Source organism: Clavibacter michiganensis, assembly GCF_016907085.1.
Lineage (GTDB): Bacteria > Actinomycetota > Actinomycetes > Actinomycetales > Microbacteriaceae > Clavibacter > Clavibacter michiganensis_O.
On the sequence record NZ_JAFBBJ010000001.1, the window covers coordinates 1,868,233 to 1,887,143 of the forward strand.

An 18,911-nucleotide genomic window follows, 5' to 3' on the forward strand; every position below is an offset into this window, starting at 1 on the left:
GGGATCCCAGGCGCATCCGGCTACGTTGTGCCAATGACTCGCGCCGCCCTCGCCACCCGTGGCCCGTATCGCAAGGGCCTGGAGCGCAGGGAGCTCCTCATCCGCACGGCCATCGAGGTCTTCGCCGAGCAGGGGTACCGCGGCAGCTCGCTGCGCGAGATCGCGTCCCGCGCCGAGATCACGCCCGCGGGCCTGCTGCACCACTTCACCGGCAAGGAGGAGCTGCTGCTCGCCGTGCTGGAGCGCCGCGAGGAGCGCCTCGCCGCGGCCATCGAGCTGCACCGCCCGCGCAGCGTCGCAGAGCACGCGGCCGTCGTCATCGCCGACGGCGAGCAGAGCGCGTGCCTCACGCGCGTCATCGCCGTCGTGTCGTCGGAGGCGTCCGCCGCCGGCCACCCGCTGCACCTGCTCTTCCGCGAGCGCCGCGCCCGCGAGCTCGAGCGCATCACGGCCGGCGTCGTCGTCGACCAGGCGCGCGGCCTCATCGACCCCGGGCTCGACCCGGAGGCCGCGGCCGCCGTCGTGCTCTCCGCCATGGACGGGCTGCACGTGCAGCGCTGCTACGGCGTCGGCGCGGGCGCGAGCGAGGCCTTCGAGGACCTGCGCCGCCACTACCTGGAGCCGCCGGCCTTCGCGGAGCGCGCGGCCGCGGTCTGAGCCCGACCCTCGCCGTCACGATCGGCCCGCGCCCTCGGCGCGGGCCGATCGTCGTCCGGGCGTCGCGTCGGCATCGGCTCGCGCGATCACATGACGCGCCCGTGCGAGCACCGCCTACGACCCGACGGCGATCCCGGTCGGGCAGCCGAGCCGCTAGGGCAGCACGCCGACGGAGGCCAGCGCCGCGCGGAGCAGCGCGCCGCGGCCGCCCTCCATGTCGGCGGAGACCGCATCGGACGCCGCCTCCTCGGGCGTCATCCACGTGATCTCGAGGGCGTCCTGGCGCGGATCGCACGTGCCGGTCACGGGCACCACGTACGCGAGCGACACGGCGTGCTGCCGGTCGTCCGTGTAGGGGCTCGCTCCGGGGAAGGGGAAGTACTCGGCGACCGAGAACGGCGTCGGGTTCGCGGGGAGCTGCGGGAACGCCATCGGCCCGAGGTCCTTCTCGAGGTGGCGGAAGAGCGCGTCGCGCAGGGTCTCGCCGTACATCACGCGGCCGGAGACGAGCATCCGGGTCATCTGGCCGGTGACCGTCGCGCGCAGCAGCACGCCGATGTCCTTCACCCGGCCCATGCCGTCCACCCGCACGGGCACGGCCTCCACGTAGAGGAGGGGCAGCCGCTGCCGGATCTGCGCGAGCTCCACGTCCGACAGCCAGCCGGAGTTCGGGTCGGGGATGTTCGGGTCCGGGGTGCGAACGGTCATGGTCCATTGTGACCCACCGCCGGAGCGCGGCGACCACCCGGCGCGCGGACCGGCTGCCGGGGGCGGATGCGAGGATGGGCGGGCCGGCCGATCCCCGCGTCCGCGCATCCGCCCGCTGCCGACGAGGACACCCGTGACCGCTCTCCCGCTGGATCCCGACGCCGTCCTCTGGTCGGCCTCGTCCGCCGAGCTCGCCGACCGGCCGCTGCTCGTGCTGCTGCACGGCTACGGATCCCACGAGGGCGACCTCTTCGGGCTGTCGCCGTACCTGCCGCTCGGGCCGGTGGTCGCATCGCTGCGGGCGCCGATCGCGCTGCAGGGCGGGAACGCGTGGTTCCCGATCGTGGAGGGGTCCCGGGGCGACCCGGATCCGGACGCCGCCGACGCCGCCGCGCAGGGCGTGCTCGACTGGCTCGACGCGCTGCCCGTGCGGCCGCGCTCGGTGGGGCTCCTCGGGTTCAGCCAGGGCGGCGCGACCGCGCTCCAGCTGCTGCGGCTCGCTCCCGGCCGGTTCTCGTACGCGGTGCAGCTCAGCGGGTTCTCGGTGCGCGGCGAGCACGTGGGCGACGAAGCGCTCGCCGCCGACCGGACGCCGGTGTTCTGGGGCCGCGGCACGGCCGACCAGGTGATCCCGGACGAGGCGGTCGCGCGCACGGCCGCGTGGATCGGGGAGCACACCGCCCTCACCGAGCGCATCTACGAGGACCTGCCGCACTCGGTCTCCGCGCCCGAGCTGCGCGACGTGTCGGCGTTCATCCAGGAGCACGCGGGCTGAGACGGCACCCGCCGGCGCGTGGATCGTCCGGCGAGCGCCGGGCCCGGCCGGTTGTCGGGGGTCCGGAGGAGGATGAGCAGATGGATCCCGTCCTCGCGCGCTTCTCCCCGGCCACCCGGGAGTGGTTCCAGGGCGCATTCCCCGGCCCCACCGCCGCGCAGACCGGCGCGTGGGAGGCCGTGCAGAAGGGGTCGCACGCGCTCGTCGTGGCGCCGACCGGATCCGGCAAGACGCTCGCGGCGTTCCTCTGGTCCATCGACCGGCTGGCCTCGCGGCCCGCGCCCGAGGACCCGATGCGGCGCACGCGCGTCCTCTACATCTCGCCGCTGAAGGCGCTCGCGGTCGACGTGGAGCGCAACCTGCGCTCGCCGCTCGTGGGCATCGTGCAGACGGCGAAGCGGCTGGGGGCCGAGCCGCCCGAGGTGACGGTGGGCGTGCGCTCCGGCGACACCCCGGCGGCCGACCGGCGCGCGCTCGCGAAGACGCCGCCCGACATCCTCATCACCACGCCCGAGTCGCTGTTCCTCATGCTCACCTCGGCCGCGCGGGAGACGCTCGCGGGCGTCGAGACGGTCATCGTCGACGAGGTGCACGCGGTCGCGGCCACCAAGCGCGGCAGCCACCTCGCGCTCTCGCTCGAGCGGCTCGACGCGCTGCTGGAGAAGCCGGCGCAGCGCATCGGCCTGTCGGCCACCGTGCGGCCGCCCGAGGAAGTGGCGCGGTTCCTCGGCGGGCGCTCGCCCGTGTCGATCGTGTCGCCGAAGAACACCAAGGAGTTCGACCTCCGGGTCATCGTGCCGGTGGACGACATGACCGAGCTCGGCACCACGGCGCCGCTCGAGGGGTCGGCGGCGCAGGGGGACGCGCCGCAGCAGGGATCCATCTGGCCGCACGTGGAGGAGGGCATCGTCGACCTCGTGCTCCAGCACACGTCGTCCATCGTCTTCACGAACAGCAGGCGGCTGGCGGAGCGGCTCACGGCCCGGCTCAACGAGATCTACACGGGGCGCATCGAGGAGGGGCGGATCGACGCCGAGGGGCGGGCGATCGCGGGCGGGTCGGCGACCGCCGACGCCGATGCCGTGCCCGTGCTCACGGGCGCCGCGGCCGGGCCCGGGTCGTCGCGGCCCGTCGACGCCACGGCCTTCTCCGCCACGCGCCGCGCCGCCGCGCGCCCGCCCGCCGAGGTCATGGCGCAGGCCGGGAGCACCGAGGGCGCGGATCCCGTGCTCGCCAAGGCGCACCACGGATCCGTCTCGAAGGAGCAGCGCGCCCTCATCGAGGACGACCTGAAGTCGGGCCGCCTGCGCTGCGTGGTCGCCACCTCGAGCCTCGAGCTCGGCATCGACATGGGCGACGTGGATCTGGTGGTGCAGGTCGAGGCGCCGCCGTCGGTCGCGAGCGGCCTGCAGCGCGTCGGCCGCGCCGGGCACCAGGTGGGCGAGGTCTCGCGCGGCGTCATCTTCCCGAAGCACCGGGCCGACCTCATCCACTCGGCCGTCGCCGCCGAGCGCATGGCGAGCGGGCAGATCGAGTCGCTGCGCGTGCCCGCGAACCCGCTCGACGTGCTCGCGCAGCAGACCGTCGCGGCCGTCGCGCTCGAGCCGCTCGGCGTCGAGGAGTGGTTCGACATCGTGCGCCGCAGCGCGCCGTTCGCGACCCTGCCCCGCTCCGCGTACGAGGCCACGCTCGACCTCTTGAGCGGCCGCTACCCGTCCGACGAGTTCGCGGAGCTGCGGCCCCGCATCGTGTGGGACCGCGACGAGGGCACCATCGAGGGTCGGCCGGGCGCGCAGCGGCTCGCGGTCACCTCGGGCGGCACCATCCCGGACCGCGGCCTCTTCGGCGTGTTCATGGTCGGCGAGAAGGCGTCGCGCGTGGGCGAGCTCGACGAGGAGATGGTCTACGAGTCGCGCGTGGGCGACGTGTTCGCGCTGGGGGCCACGAGCTGGCGGATCCAGGAGATCACGCACGACCGCGTGCTCGTGACGCCGGCGTTCGGCGAGCCGGGGAAGCTGCCGTTCTGGAAGGGCGACGGGCTCGGACGACCGCTCGAGCTGGGACGCGCCATCGGGGCGTTCGTGCGGGAGCTGTCCGGATCCGCGGCGGACGACGCTCGTGCGCGCGCCGGCCGCGTGGGCCTCGACGACCGCGCCGTCAACAACCTGCTCGCGTTCCTCGACGACCAGAAGAAGGCCACCGGCCACGTGCCCAACGACCGCACGCTCGTGGTCGAGCGCTTCCGCGACGAGCTGGGCGACTGGCGCGTGGTGCTGCACTCCCCCTACGGGATGCAGGTGCACGCGCCGTGGGCGCTCGCGGTGGGCGCCCGCGTCACCGAGCTGTACGGCATCGACGGCGCCACCATGGCCAACGACGACGGCATCGTCGTCCGCATCCCCGAGACCGACGGCGAGCCGCCGGGGGCCGACCTCTTCGTGTTCGAGCCCGACGAGCTCGACGCCATCGTCACGCGCGAGGTGGGCGGATCCGCTCTCTTCGCGTCGCGCTTCCGCGAGTGCGCCGCCCGCGCGCTCCTGCTGCCGCGCTACAACCCGGGCCGCCGCTCGCCGCTCTGGCAGCAGCGCCAGCGCGCGTCGCAGCTGCTCGACGTGGCGCGGAAGTTCCCCGCGTTCCCGATCGTGCTCGAGACGGTGCGCGAGGTCCTGCAGGACGTCTACGACCTGCCCGCGCTCACGTCGCTCGCGAAGGACATCGAGGCCCGGCGCATCAAGATCGTCGAGACCACCACGGAGGACGCGTCGCCGTTCGCGCGCAGCCTCCTCTTCAGCTACGTCGGCGCCTTCATGTACGAGGGCGACAGCCCGCTCGCCGAGCGCCGGGCCGCCGCGCTCTCGCTCGACGCGGGCCTGCTGTCCGAGCTGCTGGGGCGGGCGGAGCTGCGCGAGCTGCTGGATCCGGCGGTCATCGCGCGCACCGAGCTCGAGCTGCAGCGGCTCGCCCCCGACCGGCGCGCGAAGGGGCTGGAGGGCGTGGCGGACCTGCTCCGGATCCTCGGCCCGCTCGACGCCGAGGAGGTCGCCGCGCGCCTCGAGCCAGAGGAGGCCGGATCCGCCGCCGAGCACCTCGACGCGCTCGTCGCCGGCAAGCGCGCGCTCCGCGTCTCGTTCGGCGGGCAGCCGCGCGTGGCCGCCATCGAGGACGCCAGCCGCCTCCGCGACGCCCTCGGGGTGCCGCTGCCCATCGGCACGCCGCTCGCGTTCGTCGAGCCGGTGGAGGATCCGCTGGGCGACCTCGTCGGCCGGTACGCGCGCACCCACGGGCCCTTCACCATCGCGGACGCGGCCACCGGCATCGGCCTCGGATCCGCCGTCATCGCCGACACGCTCGCCCGGCTCGGCGCCCAGCGGCGCGTCGTCGAGGGCGAGTTCCGGCCGGGCGCGTCCGGCAGCGAGTGGTGCGACGTCGAGGTGCTGCGGCGCCTCCGCAGCCGCTCGCTCGCGGCGCTCCGCAGCGAGGTCGAGCCCGTCGAGCGGGCCGCGTTCGCGCGCTTCCTGCCGGCGTGGCAGCACGTGGCGGGCGCGGATCGCGAGCGCGGGCTGCGCGGGGTCGACGGCGTGCTGCAGGTCATCGAACAGCTCGCGGGCGCGCCCGTGCCCGCGTCCGCGTGGGAGACGCTCGTGCTGCCGGCCCGTGTGCGCGACTACAGCCCGGCGTTCCTCGACGAGCTCACGTCGACGGGCGAGGTCATCTGGTCGGGTGCCGGCACGCTCGCGGGCGCCGACGGCTGGGTCAGCCTGCACCTCGCCGACCAGGTCGCCCTCACGCTGCCCGAGCCCGACGCGCACGACACCGACGAGCTGCAGCGCGAGATCCTCACCACGCTGGGCACGGGCGGCGGCTACTTCTTCCGGCAGCTGAGCGACGCCGTCGGGTCCACGGACGACAAGGCGCTCGTCACGGCTCTCTGGGATCTCGTGTGGGCGGGCCTCGTCACGAACGACACGCTCTCGCCGCTGCGGGCGCTGCTCGCGGGCGGATCCACGGCGCACAAGACCCCGCAGCGCGCGCCGCGCGGGCGCATGTACCGGGGCGGGCGGATGCCGCGGCCCGACATGCCCACGCGCACCGGCCCGTCGACGGCGGCCGGGCGGTGGTCGATCGTGCCGCTCGCCGAGACCGACGCGACCGTGCGCGCCGCGGGCACGGCCGAGCTGCTGCTCGAGCGGTACGGGGTGGTCACGCGCGGGTCCGTCATGACCGAGCGCGTGCCCGGCGGCTTCGCGCTCACCTACAAGGTGCTCGCGGGCTTCGAGGACACGGGACGCGCGCGCCGCGGGTACTTCATCGAGACGCTCGGAGCGGCGCAGTTCTCCACCGGCGGCACGGTCGACCGGCTGCGCGGGTTCACGCGGGATCCGGACGCGGGCGAGCGGCCGCTCGTCGCGCTGACGCTCGCGGCCACGGATCCGGCCAATGCGTACGGGGCGGCGCTTCCCTGGCCGCGGTTGGACGGGTCGGGCGGCGGATCCGACGCCGGCGCCGAGGGGAGCGACGGGGCGGAGTCCGGCTCCGGGGATCCCGCCGGCGACGCGTCGCCCGCCGTCGCCGAGTCCGGCAGCGTCGACGCGCGCGGCGAGCGCCCCACCGGGCACCGCGCGGGCCGGAAGGCGGGCGCGCTCGTGGTGCTGGTGGACGGCGAGCTCGTGCTCTACGTGGAGCGCGGCGGCAAGACCGTGCTGCTGTTCGACGACGACGAGGCCGTGATCCGCGCGGCGGCCGAGTCGCTCGGCGGGATCGTGCGGCGCGGCGGGGTCGCGAAGCTCGCGATCGAGAAGGTGAACGGCGCGTTCATCCTGGGCACGCCGCTCGGCACCGCGCTGCAGGAGCACGGCTTCTCGGCGACGCCGCGCGGGCTGCGGATGCGCTCGTGAGCGGGAGCCCGACGAGCGGATCCGCGCGTGCCTGAGGGCGACACCGTCTACCGCACCGCCGCGCACCTGCACGAGGCCATCGGCGGCCAGGTGCTCACGCGCAGCGACTTCCGCGTGCCGAAGTACGCCACGCTCGACCTCGCGGGCGAGGAGGTCGACGAGGTGGTGAGCGTCGGGAAGCACATCCTGCACCGCGTCGGCGACGTCACGATCCACAGCCACCTCAAGATGGAGGGCTCCTGGCACATCTACCAGCACGGCACCGCGTGGCGGCGGCCGGCGTTCGAGGCGCGCGTCGTGCTCGAGACGGCGGAGCGCGTCACGGTGGGGTTCTCGCTGGGGGTGCTCGAGGTGATCCCGCGCGACCAGGAGCACACGGTCGTCGGGCACCTGGGGCCGGACATCCTCGGGCCGGATTGGGGCGACGAGGCGGCCGAGGAGATCGTGCGCCGCATCTCCGCGCAGCCGGACCGGGCCATCGGGCTGGCGCTGCTCGACCAGCGGAACGCGGCCGGCATCGGCAACGTCTACCGGGCCGAGCTCTGCTTCCTGCGCGGCGTGCTGCCCACCCGGCCGGTGAGCGAGGTGCCGGATCTCCCCGCGATGGTCGCGCTCGCCCGCCGCACCATGCGCGCCAACCGCGACCGCATCGAGCGCACGACCACGGGCGACCTGCGCCGCGGCCGCACCGACTGGGTCTACGGACGCAAGGGCAAGCCGTGCCTCAGGTGCGGCACCAGGATCCAGCAGGGCCAGCTCGGCGACCCCGTGCGCCCCGGCATGGGCGCGCAGGACCGGGTCACCTACTGGTGCCCGCGCTGCCAGACCTGAGGCGCGGGCACCGGGCGGTTCAGTCCCGCGGCGTCGCCGCCGACGGCAGCTCGGGGGCGGGTGCGCCGCCCGCCGCGATCCGCGCCTCCTCCTTGCCGACCAGCGAGTGGCGGCGTCCGTAGAGGAAGTAGACCGCGAAGCCGAGCGCGAGCCAGACGAGGAAGCGCACCCAGGTGAGCGTCGTGAGGTTGAGCATGAGCCACACGCAGAGCACGGCCGAGAGGATCGGCAGCCACGGCATGAGCGGCACGCGGAACGACGCGCGGATGTCCGGGCGCTTCTTGCGGAGCACAATCACGCCGATGCTCACGAGCACGAACGCGGACAGCGTGCCGATGTTGATCATCTCCTCGAGCACCCCCACGTCCGTGAAACCGGCGAGGGCCGCGACGACCACGCCCGCGATGATCTGCACCCGCACCGGCGTGCGGCGCTTCGCCGACGTGCGGCTGAGGCCGCGCGGCAGCAGGCCGTCGCGGCTCATCGCGAACACGACGCGCGCGAGCCCGAGCAGCAGCACCATGAGCACGGTGGTGAGGCCGAGCAGCGTGCCGATCGAGATGACCTGCGCCGCCCATCCGGCGCCGACCGCCGTGAAGGCGGTCGTGAGCGACGGCTCCTCCGCGTCGGCCAGGACCGTGTACGGCACCATGCCGGTGAGCACGAGGGTCACGAGCACGTACAGCACGGTGACGACGGCGAGGCCCGCGAAGATCCCGCGCGGCAGGGTGCGCTGCGGGTCCTTGACCTCCTCGGCGCTCGTGGCGACGACGTCGAAGCCGATGAACGCGAAGAACACGAGCGAGGCGCCGGCGAGCAGGCCGTAGAGGCCGTACTGCGTGGGCTCCTGGCCGCTCGCCCAGGAGAAGAGGGACTGGGTCCAGACGTCGGCGGATCCGCCCTCGGTCGGGCGCTGCGGCGGGATGAACGGCGAGTAGTTCTCAGGCCTGACGTAGAAGGCGCCCACGACGATCACGAACAGGACGACCCCGACCTTGAGCACGGTGAAGACGCTCGAGACGCGGCTGGAGAGCTTGGTGCCCAGCACGAGCAGCACCGTGAAGATCGCGGTGATGAGCACGGCGCCCCAGCTGATGCCGAGGCCGAAGACCGTGATGGTGGAGGGGATGTCGAGCCCGGCGAGCTTGAGCGCCGACTCCAGGTAGATGCCCCAGTACTTCGCGATGACCGCGGCCGCCGTGAGCATCTCGAGGATGAGGTCCCAGCCGATGATCCACGCGAGGAGCTCGCCCATGGTCGCGTAGGTGAACGTGTACGCGCTGCCCGCGACGGGCACGGCGGAGGCGAACTCGGCGTAGCACATGATCGCGAGGCCGCACGTGACGGCGGCGAGCACGAAGGCGAGCGTCACCGACGGGCCCGCGTAGTTGCCCGCGGCCTTCGCGCCGACGGAGAAGATGCCGGCGCCGACCGCGACGGCGACGCCCATGAGCATGAGGTCCCAGGTGCCGAGGGAGCGGGTGAGGCTGCGTTCGCCTCCCGCGGCGTCGGCCAGCGACGACTCGATGCTCTTCGTGCGGAACAGGCTCATGGGGCGTCCGTTCGGTGGTGGCGGCTCGGGGAACGGGGATCGAGCCTACCGGCGGCTGAGGCGCGCCCCCGTCCGGGGGCGCTGCTCCGTGCTGGTGCGGATGCGCGGGCGGTCGACACGCCCGGCCCGCGGAGAAGCGGGAGAAGCGCCGAGGAGAAGTGATCGGAGGACCTAGGCAGGTGTGAGGAGCAGTGCTTCTCTGGAGGAGCGGTCAAGCAGCGTGCCGCATCCGACACGAGTCCGGAAGGTCCTGAGTGACCGGAACGCTGCGCACGCGCGCCCTCGCCGCCGCCCCGCCCGCCTCGCGCGGATACGCCTCCCGCGGATCCGCCGCGACGCTCCCGCTGGCGGCCCCGCTCCCCCGCCCGACCCCGCTCGCGCCCGACCTCACGGCGGCGCGCGACGAGAAGCGCCGGCTGACCCACGACCGGTTCGTGCGCGCCGCCGCCGCGGCCGAGGACGCCGCCGGTGACGCCGAGCGCCGCCGCCTGCACGACCAGATCGTGCTCGACCACCTCGAGCTCGCCGACCAGCTCGCCCGCCAGCACTCGGGCCGCGCCCACGACTGGAGCGACCTGCGCCAGGTCGGCTACCTCGGCCTCGTGAAGGCCGCGCGCCGCTACGACCCGGGCTTCGGTGCGCCCTTCGTGTCGTTCGCGATCCCCACCATCTCCGGCGAGATCAAGCGCCACCTGCGCGACAACGGCTGGGTGATCCGCCCGCCGCGGCAGGTCCAGGAGCTGCGGCACGCGCTGCTCGCGGTGGTGCCCGCGCTCACGCAGCGCCTCGGCCGCACGCCCAGCGACGCGGAGCTCGCCGCGCACACCGGGCACCCCGGGGAGGAGATCGCGGAGGCGCTCGCGGCGCACTCCAGCCTCCGGCCCGCGTCGCTCGACTTCACGGTGCACGAGGACGAGGGCACCTCCCTCGCCGACACCATCGGCAGCGACGATCCCGGCTACGCGCGCGCCGAGCGCACCGTGCTGCTGGACGCGGCGCGCGGGGTGCTCAGCGATCGCGACCGGCGGATCCTGCACCTGCGCTTCGTCGACGAGTGCAGCCAGAGCGAGATCGCGGTGGAGCTCGGCGTGACGCAGATGCAGGTGTCGCGGCTGCTCGCGCGGATCCTCGGGGCGTTGCGCGCCGAGCTCACGCGCGGCGAGGCGGAGGCCCTGCCGGAGGTGGCGCCGCTCGCCGCCGTGTCGCCGATCCGCGTGCGCGAGGCCGACCGCCGCACGGCCTGAGGCACGCGTCGGCGTCGGCGCTCCGCGGACGCATCGGCACCGGTGGGATCCGCTCAGGCGCCGGGCAGCGCGCCCGTCTGCACGACGCGGCGCGCGACCTCGACGAGCTTGACGTTGCCGTCCTGCGAGTAGCGGCGGAGCACCTGGAACGCGCGGTCGGCGTCGAGCGAGAAGCGCTCCATCAGGATCCCCTGCGCCTGCCCGATGACGGAGCGGGACGCGAGGCCGAGGGCGAGGTCATCCGCCGTGTCCCAGGCGGCGAGCGCGATGCGCGCGTGCACCGCGACCTCCTCGGCGACGGCGCGGTCGGCCGCGTCGAGGGGACCGGTCGCGCGATGCAGCGCGACGGCGCCGCCGTCCCCGGTGCGCGCGTCGGCGCCGTCGGCCATCGCGACGAGCAGCAGCCCGGATCCGACGGGCACGGGATCCGCCGCGAGGAGCCCGCCGAGCGCGACCCCGGACTCCCCCGCGACCGCGACCTCGGACGCGCGCGGCAGGACCACGGCGGCACCCGTGGCGGAGGACGCGTCGAGGAGCGCGGCGAGCAGCAGCTCGACGCCGGCGGCGCGGCTCGGGGCGGCGTGGAAGGCGGCGACGACGCGGACGGGCAGGGCCGAGCGGTGCTGCTCCATCCGGTCCCTCCCGCGTGTTCGAGGACGTCGGCGGCTCGTCGGGCACGGGGTGCCCTGGCCCGCCGCGGTGCGGGGAGACGCCGAGCCCCGGCTCGACCATTCGAGTATCGCACCATGGGTTTGCACCCAAACCGTCGGCGACGAGGACTCACGGGGAGCCGTTCGCGGGCGGCACGGGCGGCCGCGGGCCGACCGCGTCAGGCCGCGACGGTCGTGCTGCGCCAGGCGGGCGAGTCGCCGCCGACCTGCCACACGAGCGTGACCGCGTCGGGCGCCTCGTCGTCGTCCGTCCAGGCGAAGGTGTCGAGCTCGAGCAGGCGGCCGGATCCCGCGGCGACGAGCCCGACGGGCACCTCCGTCCCGTCGATCCACGCCCACGCCGTCTCGGGGTAGCCCACGAGCCCGCCGTCCTGGGATCCGTCCTCCGGCGCGGCGAACGCCACGGAGAGCGGGCGCGAGGTGTCGACGGCGGGCACCGGATCCGCGGATCCCTCGGGGCCCGCTGCCGGATTCCGCCACTCGTAGGGCGTCGCGCCGGTCGCAGGCACGACGTGGTCGTCGAGCAGGAGGCCCCGGTCGGTGTCGCGCACGATCCAGGCGTCGGCGACGTCGCCGTCCGCGGCGGACACGAGCGTGAAGGCGCCCTCGGGGCCCTCGGCCGAGATCGGCTCCACCGCGCGGAGGCGCTCGGCATCCTCCGGGGAGACGGTGCCCGCGCGGCCGGAGGAGGCGACGTAGGACTCCCGGGATCCGGCCGACTCCTGCGCCTCGGGCGTGAGCATGCCCCATGCGGCGTCGGAGTCGCCGGCCGCGACCGCGTCGAGGTACGCGGCGACGAGCGCGGTCTCCGCCGTGGGCGTCCCGGCATCGTCACCCGCGTCCGCAGGCGACGTCTCGACGGACTCGGGGACCGGCAGCGGGACGGGCGCGACCTCGTCGGGGCCGGAGCACGACGTCAGGACGACCGCGCTCGAGGCGATCAGGACCAGGGGCAGGGTGCGGATCCTCATCCTCCGACGCTAATTCCGGCACGCGAGGGAATGCGCGCATTCCCACGGGCTGTCCAGGGAGCGGTCCGCGGAGCGCCCGTCCGGCGGCTCGGATCCGCTCCTGCCATGCTCGATGCATGGCCACCCTCACTCGTCCCCGTCGCGGGAAGATCATCGCCGGCGTCTGCGCCGCCCTCGCCGACCGCTTCGGCATCAGCCGCTTCCTCGTCCGCCTGCTGTTCGTCATCTCGATCGTGCTGCCGGGCCCGCAGGTGCTGCTGTACCTGATCCTCTGGATCGTCTTCCCCAAGCAGCGATGACCCTGCCCGGGCCGCCGCGCGTCGCCGACCCGGGATCGTCCCGCGCCGGAAACGCCGCCGCAACACCCGGTTCCCAGACTGGGGAGACCCCTCTCCCCCGTCTGGATGGATCCGCATGCCCGCTCGTCGTCGCGCCCGTGCCCGGATCCGCGCCGGCGGTCGCGCGCTCGCCACGGCGGCGCTCGCGGCGGGCCTCACGGCGGGAGGCGGTATCGCCCCGGAGCCGGCCCGGGCATCCGCCGACGCCGACGCCCACGCAGCGGCATCGGCCTCGCCCGCCGCTCCCGCCGTCGTCGACCTGGGCGTCGCCGACGCGCTCGCGCTCCTCGAGGCCGGATCCACCACCTCCGTCGAGCTGACCCGCGCCTACCTCGCGCGCATCGACGCGTACGACGACGACGGCGCCGAGGCGAAGGGCCTGCAGGCGGTCATCACCACGAACCCGGACGCGCTCGCGACGGCCGCGACGCTCGACGCGGAGCGCGCCGCCGGCACGATCCGCGGGCCGCTGCACGGCGTGCCCGTAGTCGTGAAGGACAACCACGCCACGGCCGACATGCCCACCACCGTCGGCAGCGCGGCGCTCCGCGACTACCGCACGACGGCCGACGCGACCGCGGTCGCGCGGCTGCGGGCGGCCGGCGCGATCATCCTCGCGAAGACGAACATGTCCGAGTTCGCGTGGCACGGCACGTACACGCTGAGCTCCGCGCGCGGCCGCACCGCGAACCCGTACGACCGGTCGTGGAGCGCGAGCGGATCCAGCGGCGGCACGGCGGCGGCGGTCGCGGCCGCGTACGCGCCGGCGGGCCTCGGCACGGACTCGTGCGGATCCATCCTGGGCCCGGCCGCGCACCAGTCGCTCGTGGGCTTCCGGCCGACGATGGGCCTCACGAGCACGGCCGGCATCGTGCCGCTGTCGCCGCGGCAGGACGTCTCCGGGCCGATGACGACCACGGTCGCGGACGCCGCGCTCCTCACGGAGGTGCTCGCGGGGCGCGACCCCGCGGATCCGCTCACCGACATCGCCGACCAGCAGGACACGGACGCCTACGTCTCCGGCCTGTCGACCACCGCGCTCGCCGGGAAGCGCATCGGCTGGGTGCGCTGGGACATCCCGGAGGATCCCGAGAAGCCGGGCCTCGCCGAGACGACCGCGCTCATGGAGCAGGCCGTGCGCGACCTCGAGGCCCAGGGCGCGGAGGTCGTGGAGGTGCCGCTCACGCAGGAGTTCGTGGAGCGGACGTTGCAGAGCGGCGGGTGGCGCGACATGCGCCCGGCGATCGACCGCTTCCTCCGCGAGACGCCGGCCACCTGGCCTGCCCGCGTCGCGGCTCGCACGGAGCCCGCCGACGTGCTCTCCTTCGCCGACGTGATGGCCGATCGGCCGAGCGCCCTCACCGACTCCGACATCGCGTACTTCCTCAAACAGGAGGACGTCCCCAACCCCGACTACGAGCGCTCGATCGCGGAGCAGGACGCGGGCAAGGCCGCCATGGACGCGTTCTTCGTCGAGCAGGGCATCGACGCGCTCGCGATGCCGACGAGCGCCACCACCGCCACGCCGACCTGGGCCGGCACCACGTTCTGCGACGTCGGCGCGAACACCGGGATCCCGACGATCTCCGTCCCTGCCGGCTTCACCTCGACGGGCGCTCCCGTCGGCCTCGAGCTCGCCGCGCCCCGCAGCTACGACGGCGACCTGCTCGCGATGGCCTTCGCGTACGAGCAGGCGACCCGGCACCGGGTCGCGCCGGGGACGACGCCGGAGCTGGCGGCGGACGTGGATCCCGCACCAGCGGCAGCTGCAGCGGAGGCAGCCGGAGCCGCGAGCGACGATCCCGCCTCAGCCGACCCGACCCCGCAGGCGCTCGGCGCCGTCCGCACGGCCGGCATCGGCGTCAACACGCTCGCCGAGAACCTCGCCATCGCCGCGAGCCTCGCGCTGGTCGGCGGGATCGTGGTCGCCGCGGGCCTCGTGCGGCGTCGGCGTCGCATCCCGGCCTGAGCCCGCGAGCGCCCACGGGACGACGGAGGGGCGGGCGGCCACACGGCCACCCGCCCCTCCTCCGTGCGCGGATCCGGATCCGGTCAGCGCTTCCCGTGCTTCACGAGCGACACCGTGCCGTCGGCCGTCACGACCACCTGCGCGGCCATGGCGGCCGGGAGGTCGATGCGCTGCCAGCTGCCCTCGGTGCCCTCGTCGAGCGGCTCGCCCGAGTCGATCGCGGTGAGCGCGAGCACCTGGCGGCGCTGCTCGGGCGTGAGGTCGGGGTGGCTGGTGATGAGGAGCGACTCGGCGCCGGTCGGCACCGTCATCGGCTGGCCCTTGTCGCCGACGCGCGGGAAGTCGTAGCTCATGCGCTGCTCGTAGACCTTCAGCGCCTGCTTCGTGGACAGGTACGGCTTGTCCTTCGCGATGCAGACCGCGAGCGGCGCGCCGCACTTCGCCTCGAGCACCGTGCGGAGCTCGGTGGACGCCTGCTCGAAGAGCGTGCGGAACTCCGGGTCGGACCAGCGGCGCTCGACGATCTTCTGGCCCATCATGCGGCCGGCCATCACGTCGAGCGGGTAGTGCGCGCCCATGATGATGCGGTTGTTCCCGGCGTCGGAGGCGCGGGCGAGGATCTGCGGCGCGAGCTCCGGCAGCATCGTCGCGAGCGCGGTGCCCTGCCAGAACGCCTGCGAGGTGTGGCCGCTCGGGTACGAGCCGTCCTGGCCGGCCCACGCGTTGCCGTTGGGCTTGTCGCGGTACTTGAGCTTCAGCGGGAACGCCACGTAGGGGCGCGGGTTGGCGAAGTACGTCTTCACGGGGTTGGTGGACGAGTACTTGCCGACGAGGCCGCCGTTCTTGGCGAGCAGCGCATCCGTCTTCGGGAGCTGGCCCGCCTCGCGCGCCGTGCGGTAGATCTCGCCGAGGTTCTTGCCGAGGCCGTCCGACATCGTGATGGACATGTCGGCGTACTGGTCGATGATCGCCCGGGCCGACTGCGCCTTCGTGGCGGCCTGGTTGATCGTGATGGTCTTCTTGTCGTTGAGCTTCATGATGTCGGGCCGGTTCGCCTTGAGCGAGGTGAACTGGTCGAGCATCGGCACGAAGTCGTAGGTGCTGTTCGACGGGTAGGGCGCGTCGAGCACGGCCTGGTCGAAGGGCGCGATGGCCGGGGCGGTGGTGCTCGAGGTGGGCGCGTCGGCGGCGGTCGCGGCGGTGACGCCGGTGCCGGTGAGCAGCAGGCCGAGGATCGCGGTGGTCGACAGCAGCGTCGTGGTGCGGGCGCGGGGACGCCGGAGCAGGGTGGGGATGATCGTGCCTCTCGTCGGGAGCGGGCGGCCGTGCGGCCTCCGGCACCGTACGGATCGCGCGTGACGCGGATCCCTCCGGGAGGTGGAGCGGAGGTGGCCGGGCGGTGCGTCCGCCCGGCCACCCGCGAGGGGCTCGGCCTCAGCCGCGCGACCGCGGGACCATCGCCCGGGTCCAGGGCTCGAGCGTCATGCCGCCGCCCGCGCGGATCCGGTCGACGCTGCCGTCGGGAGCGCGGTCGGCCGTGACCTCCTCGCCGACGGATCCGAACCCGTCGCCCTCGACGATGCGCGCCGAGGAGTCGCCCGTGCGCTCGAGCACGTCCACGGAGTCGAGGGGGTGCTCGGCCGTCGGGTCGATGCGGAGGAAGCGGTCGCCGACGACCTGGAAGTCCTGCATCCCCCACATGTTGGCGAAGCGGCCCGTGAAGGGCGCGTCGACCGCGGCGCGCTCGGCGTCGGTGGCCGCCGAGTCGGCGAGGAGCAGCTCGAGGATGCCCGTGCTGAGCGCGGCCGCCGGGCCGTCGATGGCGTTCGTGAGGACGCTGACCGCCCAGCCGCTCGCGGGATCCACCGCCGTGCGCGTGATGTGGCCCGGGTACCCGCCCGAGTGGCCGACGACCGTGGCCTCGTGCGCGGCGGATCCGACGCGCTCGATGATGAGGCCGTAGCCGTAGCGGCGGGTGCCGGCCGGATCCTGGCTGGAGGCGTAGCGCGGCCGCTGCTGGACGCGCTTCGACGCGGCCGAGATGAGCCGCTCGTCGCCCGGCAGCACGAGCGCGGAGAAGAAGGTGACGAGCTCGGACGCGGTGCTCGTGACGCCGGTGGCGGCGGCCATGGCGCGCGTGTCGACGTGCGGGAGGACGGTGCGCTCGCGCGAGGTGCGGAGCGAGGTGGAGGCCGCCGCGTATTCGTCCGCGCGCTCCGGCACGTACTCGGCGGTGGTGTCGCGGAGGCCGAGCGGCGCCGCGATCCGCTCGGCGAGGTAGTCGGCGAAGGACAGGCCCGACGCCGACTCGATCACGAGGCCGATCAGCGAGTACCCGATGTTCGAGTAGTTGAACGCGGTGTCGGGCGCGACCTTCGCGACGCCGGGCGAGGTCGCGATGGCGATCAGGTGCGCGCGGTCGGGGAACGGGCCGGAGTGCTGCCAGTGGTCGCCGTCGAACCCGTCGCGGAGGACGCCCGCGCCGTGCTCGAGGAGCGCGGCGACCGTGACGCCGGAGAGCTCGGATCCCGCCTCGGCCAGCTCGGGCACGTGCTGGCCGAGGGCGTCATCGAGGCGGAGGACGCCCTGCTCGGCGAGCTGGAGGATCGCGGTGGCGGCGAACGACTTGGAGTGCGACGCCACCCGGAAGAGGTGCGCGGGGCTCAGCGGCGCGTCGGTGGTGGGATCCGCGACGCCGAACGCCTCGGACAGCACGACCTCGCCGTGCCGGGCGATGGCGACCTGGGCGCCGGGGACGCGGGTCTGCCAGACGCGGTGGTCGAGCCAGGTGCGGACGTAGTCGAGGATCTCGGTCATGGCGGGGCTCCGGCTCGTGTCGGGGACGGTGTTCGCGGGATGCACGGCGGCACGGCTCGGGCGGCGGGGGCCGACCTCCGGGTCGCGGGTCGTCCGTCGGACACTACGCGAGTCGCCGCGGCCGGCCGGGGATCCGCCCTCAGCGCGGCGAGCGCCGGGCGGGCGATGCAGCGGCGGCCGGCATGTCCGCCGACCGAAGCATCCGGCCCCTCCGCTGTGCAGCCGCTGGACCGGGAGGACGTCGCGCGGGCCCGTCTCGTCCACTGGGGGACGGACCCGCCGTCACCGACCAGGAGGAACGAGCCATGCGAGAGACGATCCGAGGATCCCGGGACGGGGCCGGACGATGAGCGCGCGCGTGCACGGGGCCGTGCGTCGTCGGCGTCCGCGGGCCGTGTGGGCCGCGACGCTCACCGGCGCAATCGTGAGCGCGGTCGTGGTCGTCGTCGCGCTGCTGCCCGTGCTCGGGTTCATCGGCGCGGCCGACGCCGCGACGGCCGGCCAGCTCGACGTCCCCGTGACCCTCATCGCGCTCGGCGTCGGGGTGTCGCTGGTGGTTGGGGTCGTGATGCTCGTGATCTCCGCCCGCACCCGGGACGGCCGCGTCGCGTGGATCGCCGCGGTGTCGGCCGTGGTCGCGACCCTCGTCGGATCCGCGTGGCCGCTCGTCGCCACCACCATCGCGAGCGTCGACCAGGTGCAGGACGCGATCCCCTTCGTGCAGGACCTCATCGGGCGGGTGCTGGGGAGCTGACCCGGGCACATCGCACGAGCGGCCGCCGACCCGAGGGTCGGCGGCCGCTGCTGCATGGGGTGCGGCATGCGCCGCGATGGGGCGACTACTCGCGGACGAGCACCAGCTCGGAGAGCGGCAGGCGCGTGCGCGGCGCGGTCTCGCGCTCGGCGAGCGGGCCCTCGAGCGCGTCGGCGGGGGCGACCGTGCCGACGGCGGTGACCGTGAGCGGCTGCAGGTTCTCGGGCAGGTCGAACGCGGCGGACAGCTTGTCGAACTCGACGCCAGCCATCTGGTGCGTGTGGAGGCCCTCGGCCTGCGCCTGGACGGAGAGGTGGGCGACAGCCTGGCCGAGGTCGTACGCGGCGTAGGGGCGCTTCTCGCCCTCGACAGTGGAGGTCTCGGCGATGGCGACGACGAGCGCGGAGGCGTTCACGGCCCACGCGGCGTTGAAGCCGACGAGCGCGTCGACGATGGTGTCGAAGGCGTGCGTGCCGCGGCGGGCGGCGATGAAGCGGCGCGGCTGCTGGTTGCTGGCGGACGGGGCCCAGCGCGCGGCCTCGAGCAGGGCGTCGAGCTGCTGGTCGGAGACGGTGGCGTCCGTGTCGAAGGAGCGCGGGCTCCAGCGGGTGTCGAGCTCGCGCACGATCGGCACGGCGGTGTCGGCGGTGCGCTCGGTGGATGCGGGGGTGGTGGCGTCCTCGGTGAGGGTCATGGCGGTTCCTTCGGTCGATGTCGGGGATGCGGCGC

15 protein-coding genes are annotated in these 18,911 nt (G+C 74.6%); 8 read left to right on the top strand and 7 right to left on the bottom strand.

Features of this window, described 5'->3' with window-relative positions; genetic code table 11:
- Positions 1 to 33 precede the first annotated feature (33 nt).
- A complete protein-coding gene (locus JOE38_RS08590) occupies positions 34 to 657 on the top strand; it encodes a TetR/AcrR family transcriptional regulator (protein ID WP_086517224.1) in 624 nt (207 codons plus the stop codon).
- 153 nt (positions 658 to 810) lie between these two features.
- Here JOE38_RS08590 and JOE38_RS08595 read toward each other — a convergent pair whose 3' ends face one another.
- A complete protein-coding gene (locus tag JOE38_RS08595; RefSeq protein ID WP_043668722.1) occupies positions 811 to 1,365 on the bottom strand; it encodes an NUDIX hydrolase family protein in 555 nt (184 codons plus the stop codon).
- Positions 1,366 to 1,498: 133 nt separating this feature from the next.
- On the opposite strand from JOE38_RS08595, the gene JOE38_RS08600 reads away from it, so the two are divergent.
- From JOE38_RS08600 to JOE38_RS08610, 3 genes are all read left to right on the top strand, one after another.
- The gene (locus JOE38_RS08600; RefSeq protein ID WP_204575732.1) at positions 1,499 to 2,140 is read left to right on the top strand and encodes an alpha/beta hydrolase; all 642 of its coding nucleotides are present in this window, start codon (positions 1,499 to 1,501) and stop codon (positions 2,138 to 2,140) included.
- 80 nt (positions 2,141 to 2,220) lie between these two features.
- Positions 2,221 to 7,035: a DNA glycosylase AlkZ-like family protein gene (locus tag JOE38_RS08605; protein WP_204575734.1), complete on the top strand. Its 4,815-nt coding sequence runs from the start codon at positions 2,221 to 2,223 to the stop codon at positions 7,033 to 7,035.
- A gap of 27 nt (positions 7,036 to 7,062) precedes the next feature.
- Positions 7,063 to 7,866, top strand: a complete 804-nt coding sequence (locus JOE38_RS08610) for an Fpg/Nei family DNA glycosylase (RefSeq protein ID WP_204575735.1) — start codon at positions 7,063 to 7,065, stop codon at positions 7,864 to 7,866.
- Between the two features lie 19 nt (positions 7,867 to 7,885).
- On the opposite strand, the gene JOE38_RS08615 is transcribed toward JOE38_RS08610, so the two are convergent.
- Positions 7,886 to 9,418 (bottom strand): amino acid permease, encoded by a 1,533-nt coding sequence (locus JOE38_RS08615; RefSeq protein WP_204575737.1) that lies wholly within the window; start codon positions 9,416 to 9,418, stop codon positions 7,886 to 7,888.
- A 254-nt stretch (positions 9,419 to 9,672) separates the two neighbouring features.
- On the opposite strand from JOE38_RS08615, the gene JOE38_RS08620 reads away from it, so the two are divergent.
- Positions 9,673 to 10,662: a sigma-70 family RNA polymerase sigma factor gene (locus JOE38_RS08620; RefSeq protein ID WP_204575739.1), complete on the top strand. Its 990-nt coding sequence runs from the start codon at positions 9,673 to 9,675 to the stop codon at positions 10,660 to 10,662.
- Positions 10,663 to 10,715: 53 nt separating this feature from the next.
- Here the strand turns inward: JOE38_RS08620 and JOE38_RS08625 are convergent, their stop codons facing one another.
- Together JOE38_RS08625 and JOE38_RS08630 are read right to left on the bottom strand one after the other, a co-directional pair.
- Positions 10,716 to 11,294: an ANTAR domain-containing protein gene (locus tag JOE38_RS08625; protein ID WP_204575740.1), complete on the bottom strand. Its 579-nt coding sequence runs from the start codon at positions 11,292 to 11,294 to the stop codon at positions 10,716 to 10,718.
- Positions 11,295 to 11,491: 197 nt separating this feature from the next.
- The gene (locus tag JOE38_RS08630) at positions 11,492 to 12,304 is read right to left on the bottom strand and encodes a hypothetical protein (RefSeq protein ID WP_204575742.1); all 813 of its coding nucleotides are present in this window, start codon (positions 12,302 to 12,304) and stop codon (positions 11,492 to 11,494) included.
- 116 nt (positions 12,305 to 12,420) lie between these two features.
- On the opposite strand from JOE38_RS08630, the gene JOE38_RS08635 reads away from it, so the two are divergent.
- Positions 12,421 to 12,603, top strand: a complete 183-nt coding sequence (locus tag JOE38_RS08635; protein WP_119403388.1) for a PspC domain-containing protein — start codon at positions 12,421 to 12,423, stop codon at positions 12,601 to 12,603.
- A gap of 115 nt (positions 12,604 to 12,718) precedes the next feature.
- Positions 12,719 to 14,611 (top strand): amidase family protein, encoded by a 1,893-nt coding sequence (locus JOE38_RS08640; protein ID WP_204575744.1) that lies wholly within the window; start codon positions 12,719 to 12,721, stop codon positions 14,609 to 14,611.
- A gap of 83 nt (positions 14,612 to 14,694) precedes the next feature.
- On the opposite strand, the gene JOE38_RS08645 is transcribed toward JOE38_RS08640, so the two are convergent.
- Entirely contained in the window at positions 14,695 to 15,741 is a 1,047-nt protein-coding gene (locus JOE38_RS08645; protein WP_307838849.1) for an acid phosphatase, read from the bottom strand.
- A 304-nt stretch (positions 15,742 to 16,045) separates the two neighbouring features.
- The gene (locus JOE38_RS08650) at positions 16,046 to 17,473 is read right to left on the bottom strand and encodes a serine hydrolase domain-containing protein (RefSeq protein ID WP_307838850.1); all 1,428 of its coding nucleotides are present in this window, start codon (positions 17,471 to 17,473) and stop codon (positions 16,046 to 16,048) included.
- A 301-nt stretch (positions 17,474 to 17,774) separates the two neighbouring features.
- Between JOE38_RS08650 and JOE38_RS08655 the strand changes: the two genes are divergently transcribed.
- Positions 17,775 to 18,182: a hypothetical protein gene (locus tag JOE38_RS08655; RefSeq protein ID WP_204575746.1), complete on the top strand. Its 408-nt coding sequence runs from the start codon at positions 17,775 to 17,777 to the stop codon at positions 18,180 to 18,182.
- A gap of 85 nt (positions 18,183 to 18,267) precedes the next feature.
- On the opposite strand, the gene JOE38_RS08660 is transcribed toward JOE38_RS08655, so the two are convergent.
- Positions 18,268 to 18,876: a nitroreductase family protein gene (locus JOE38_RS08660; protein WP_204575747.1), complete on the bottom strand. Its 609-nt coding sequence runs from the start codon at positions 18,874 to 18,876 to the stop codon at positions 18,268 to 18,270.
- Between the last annotated feature and the right edge of the window lie 35 nt (positions 18,877 to 18,911).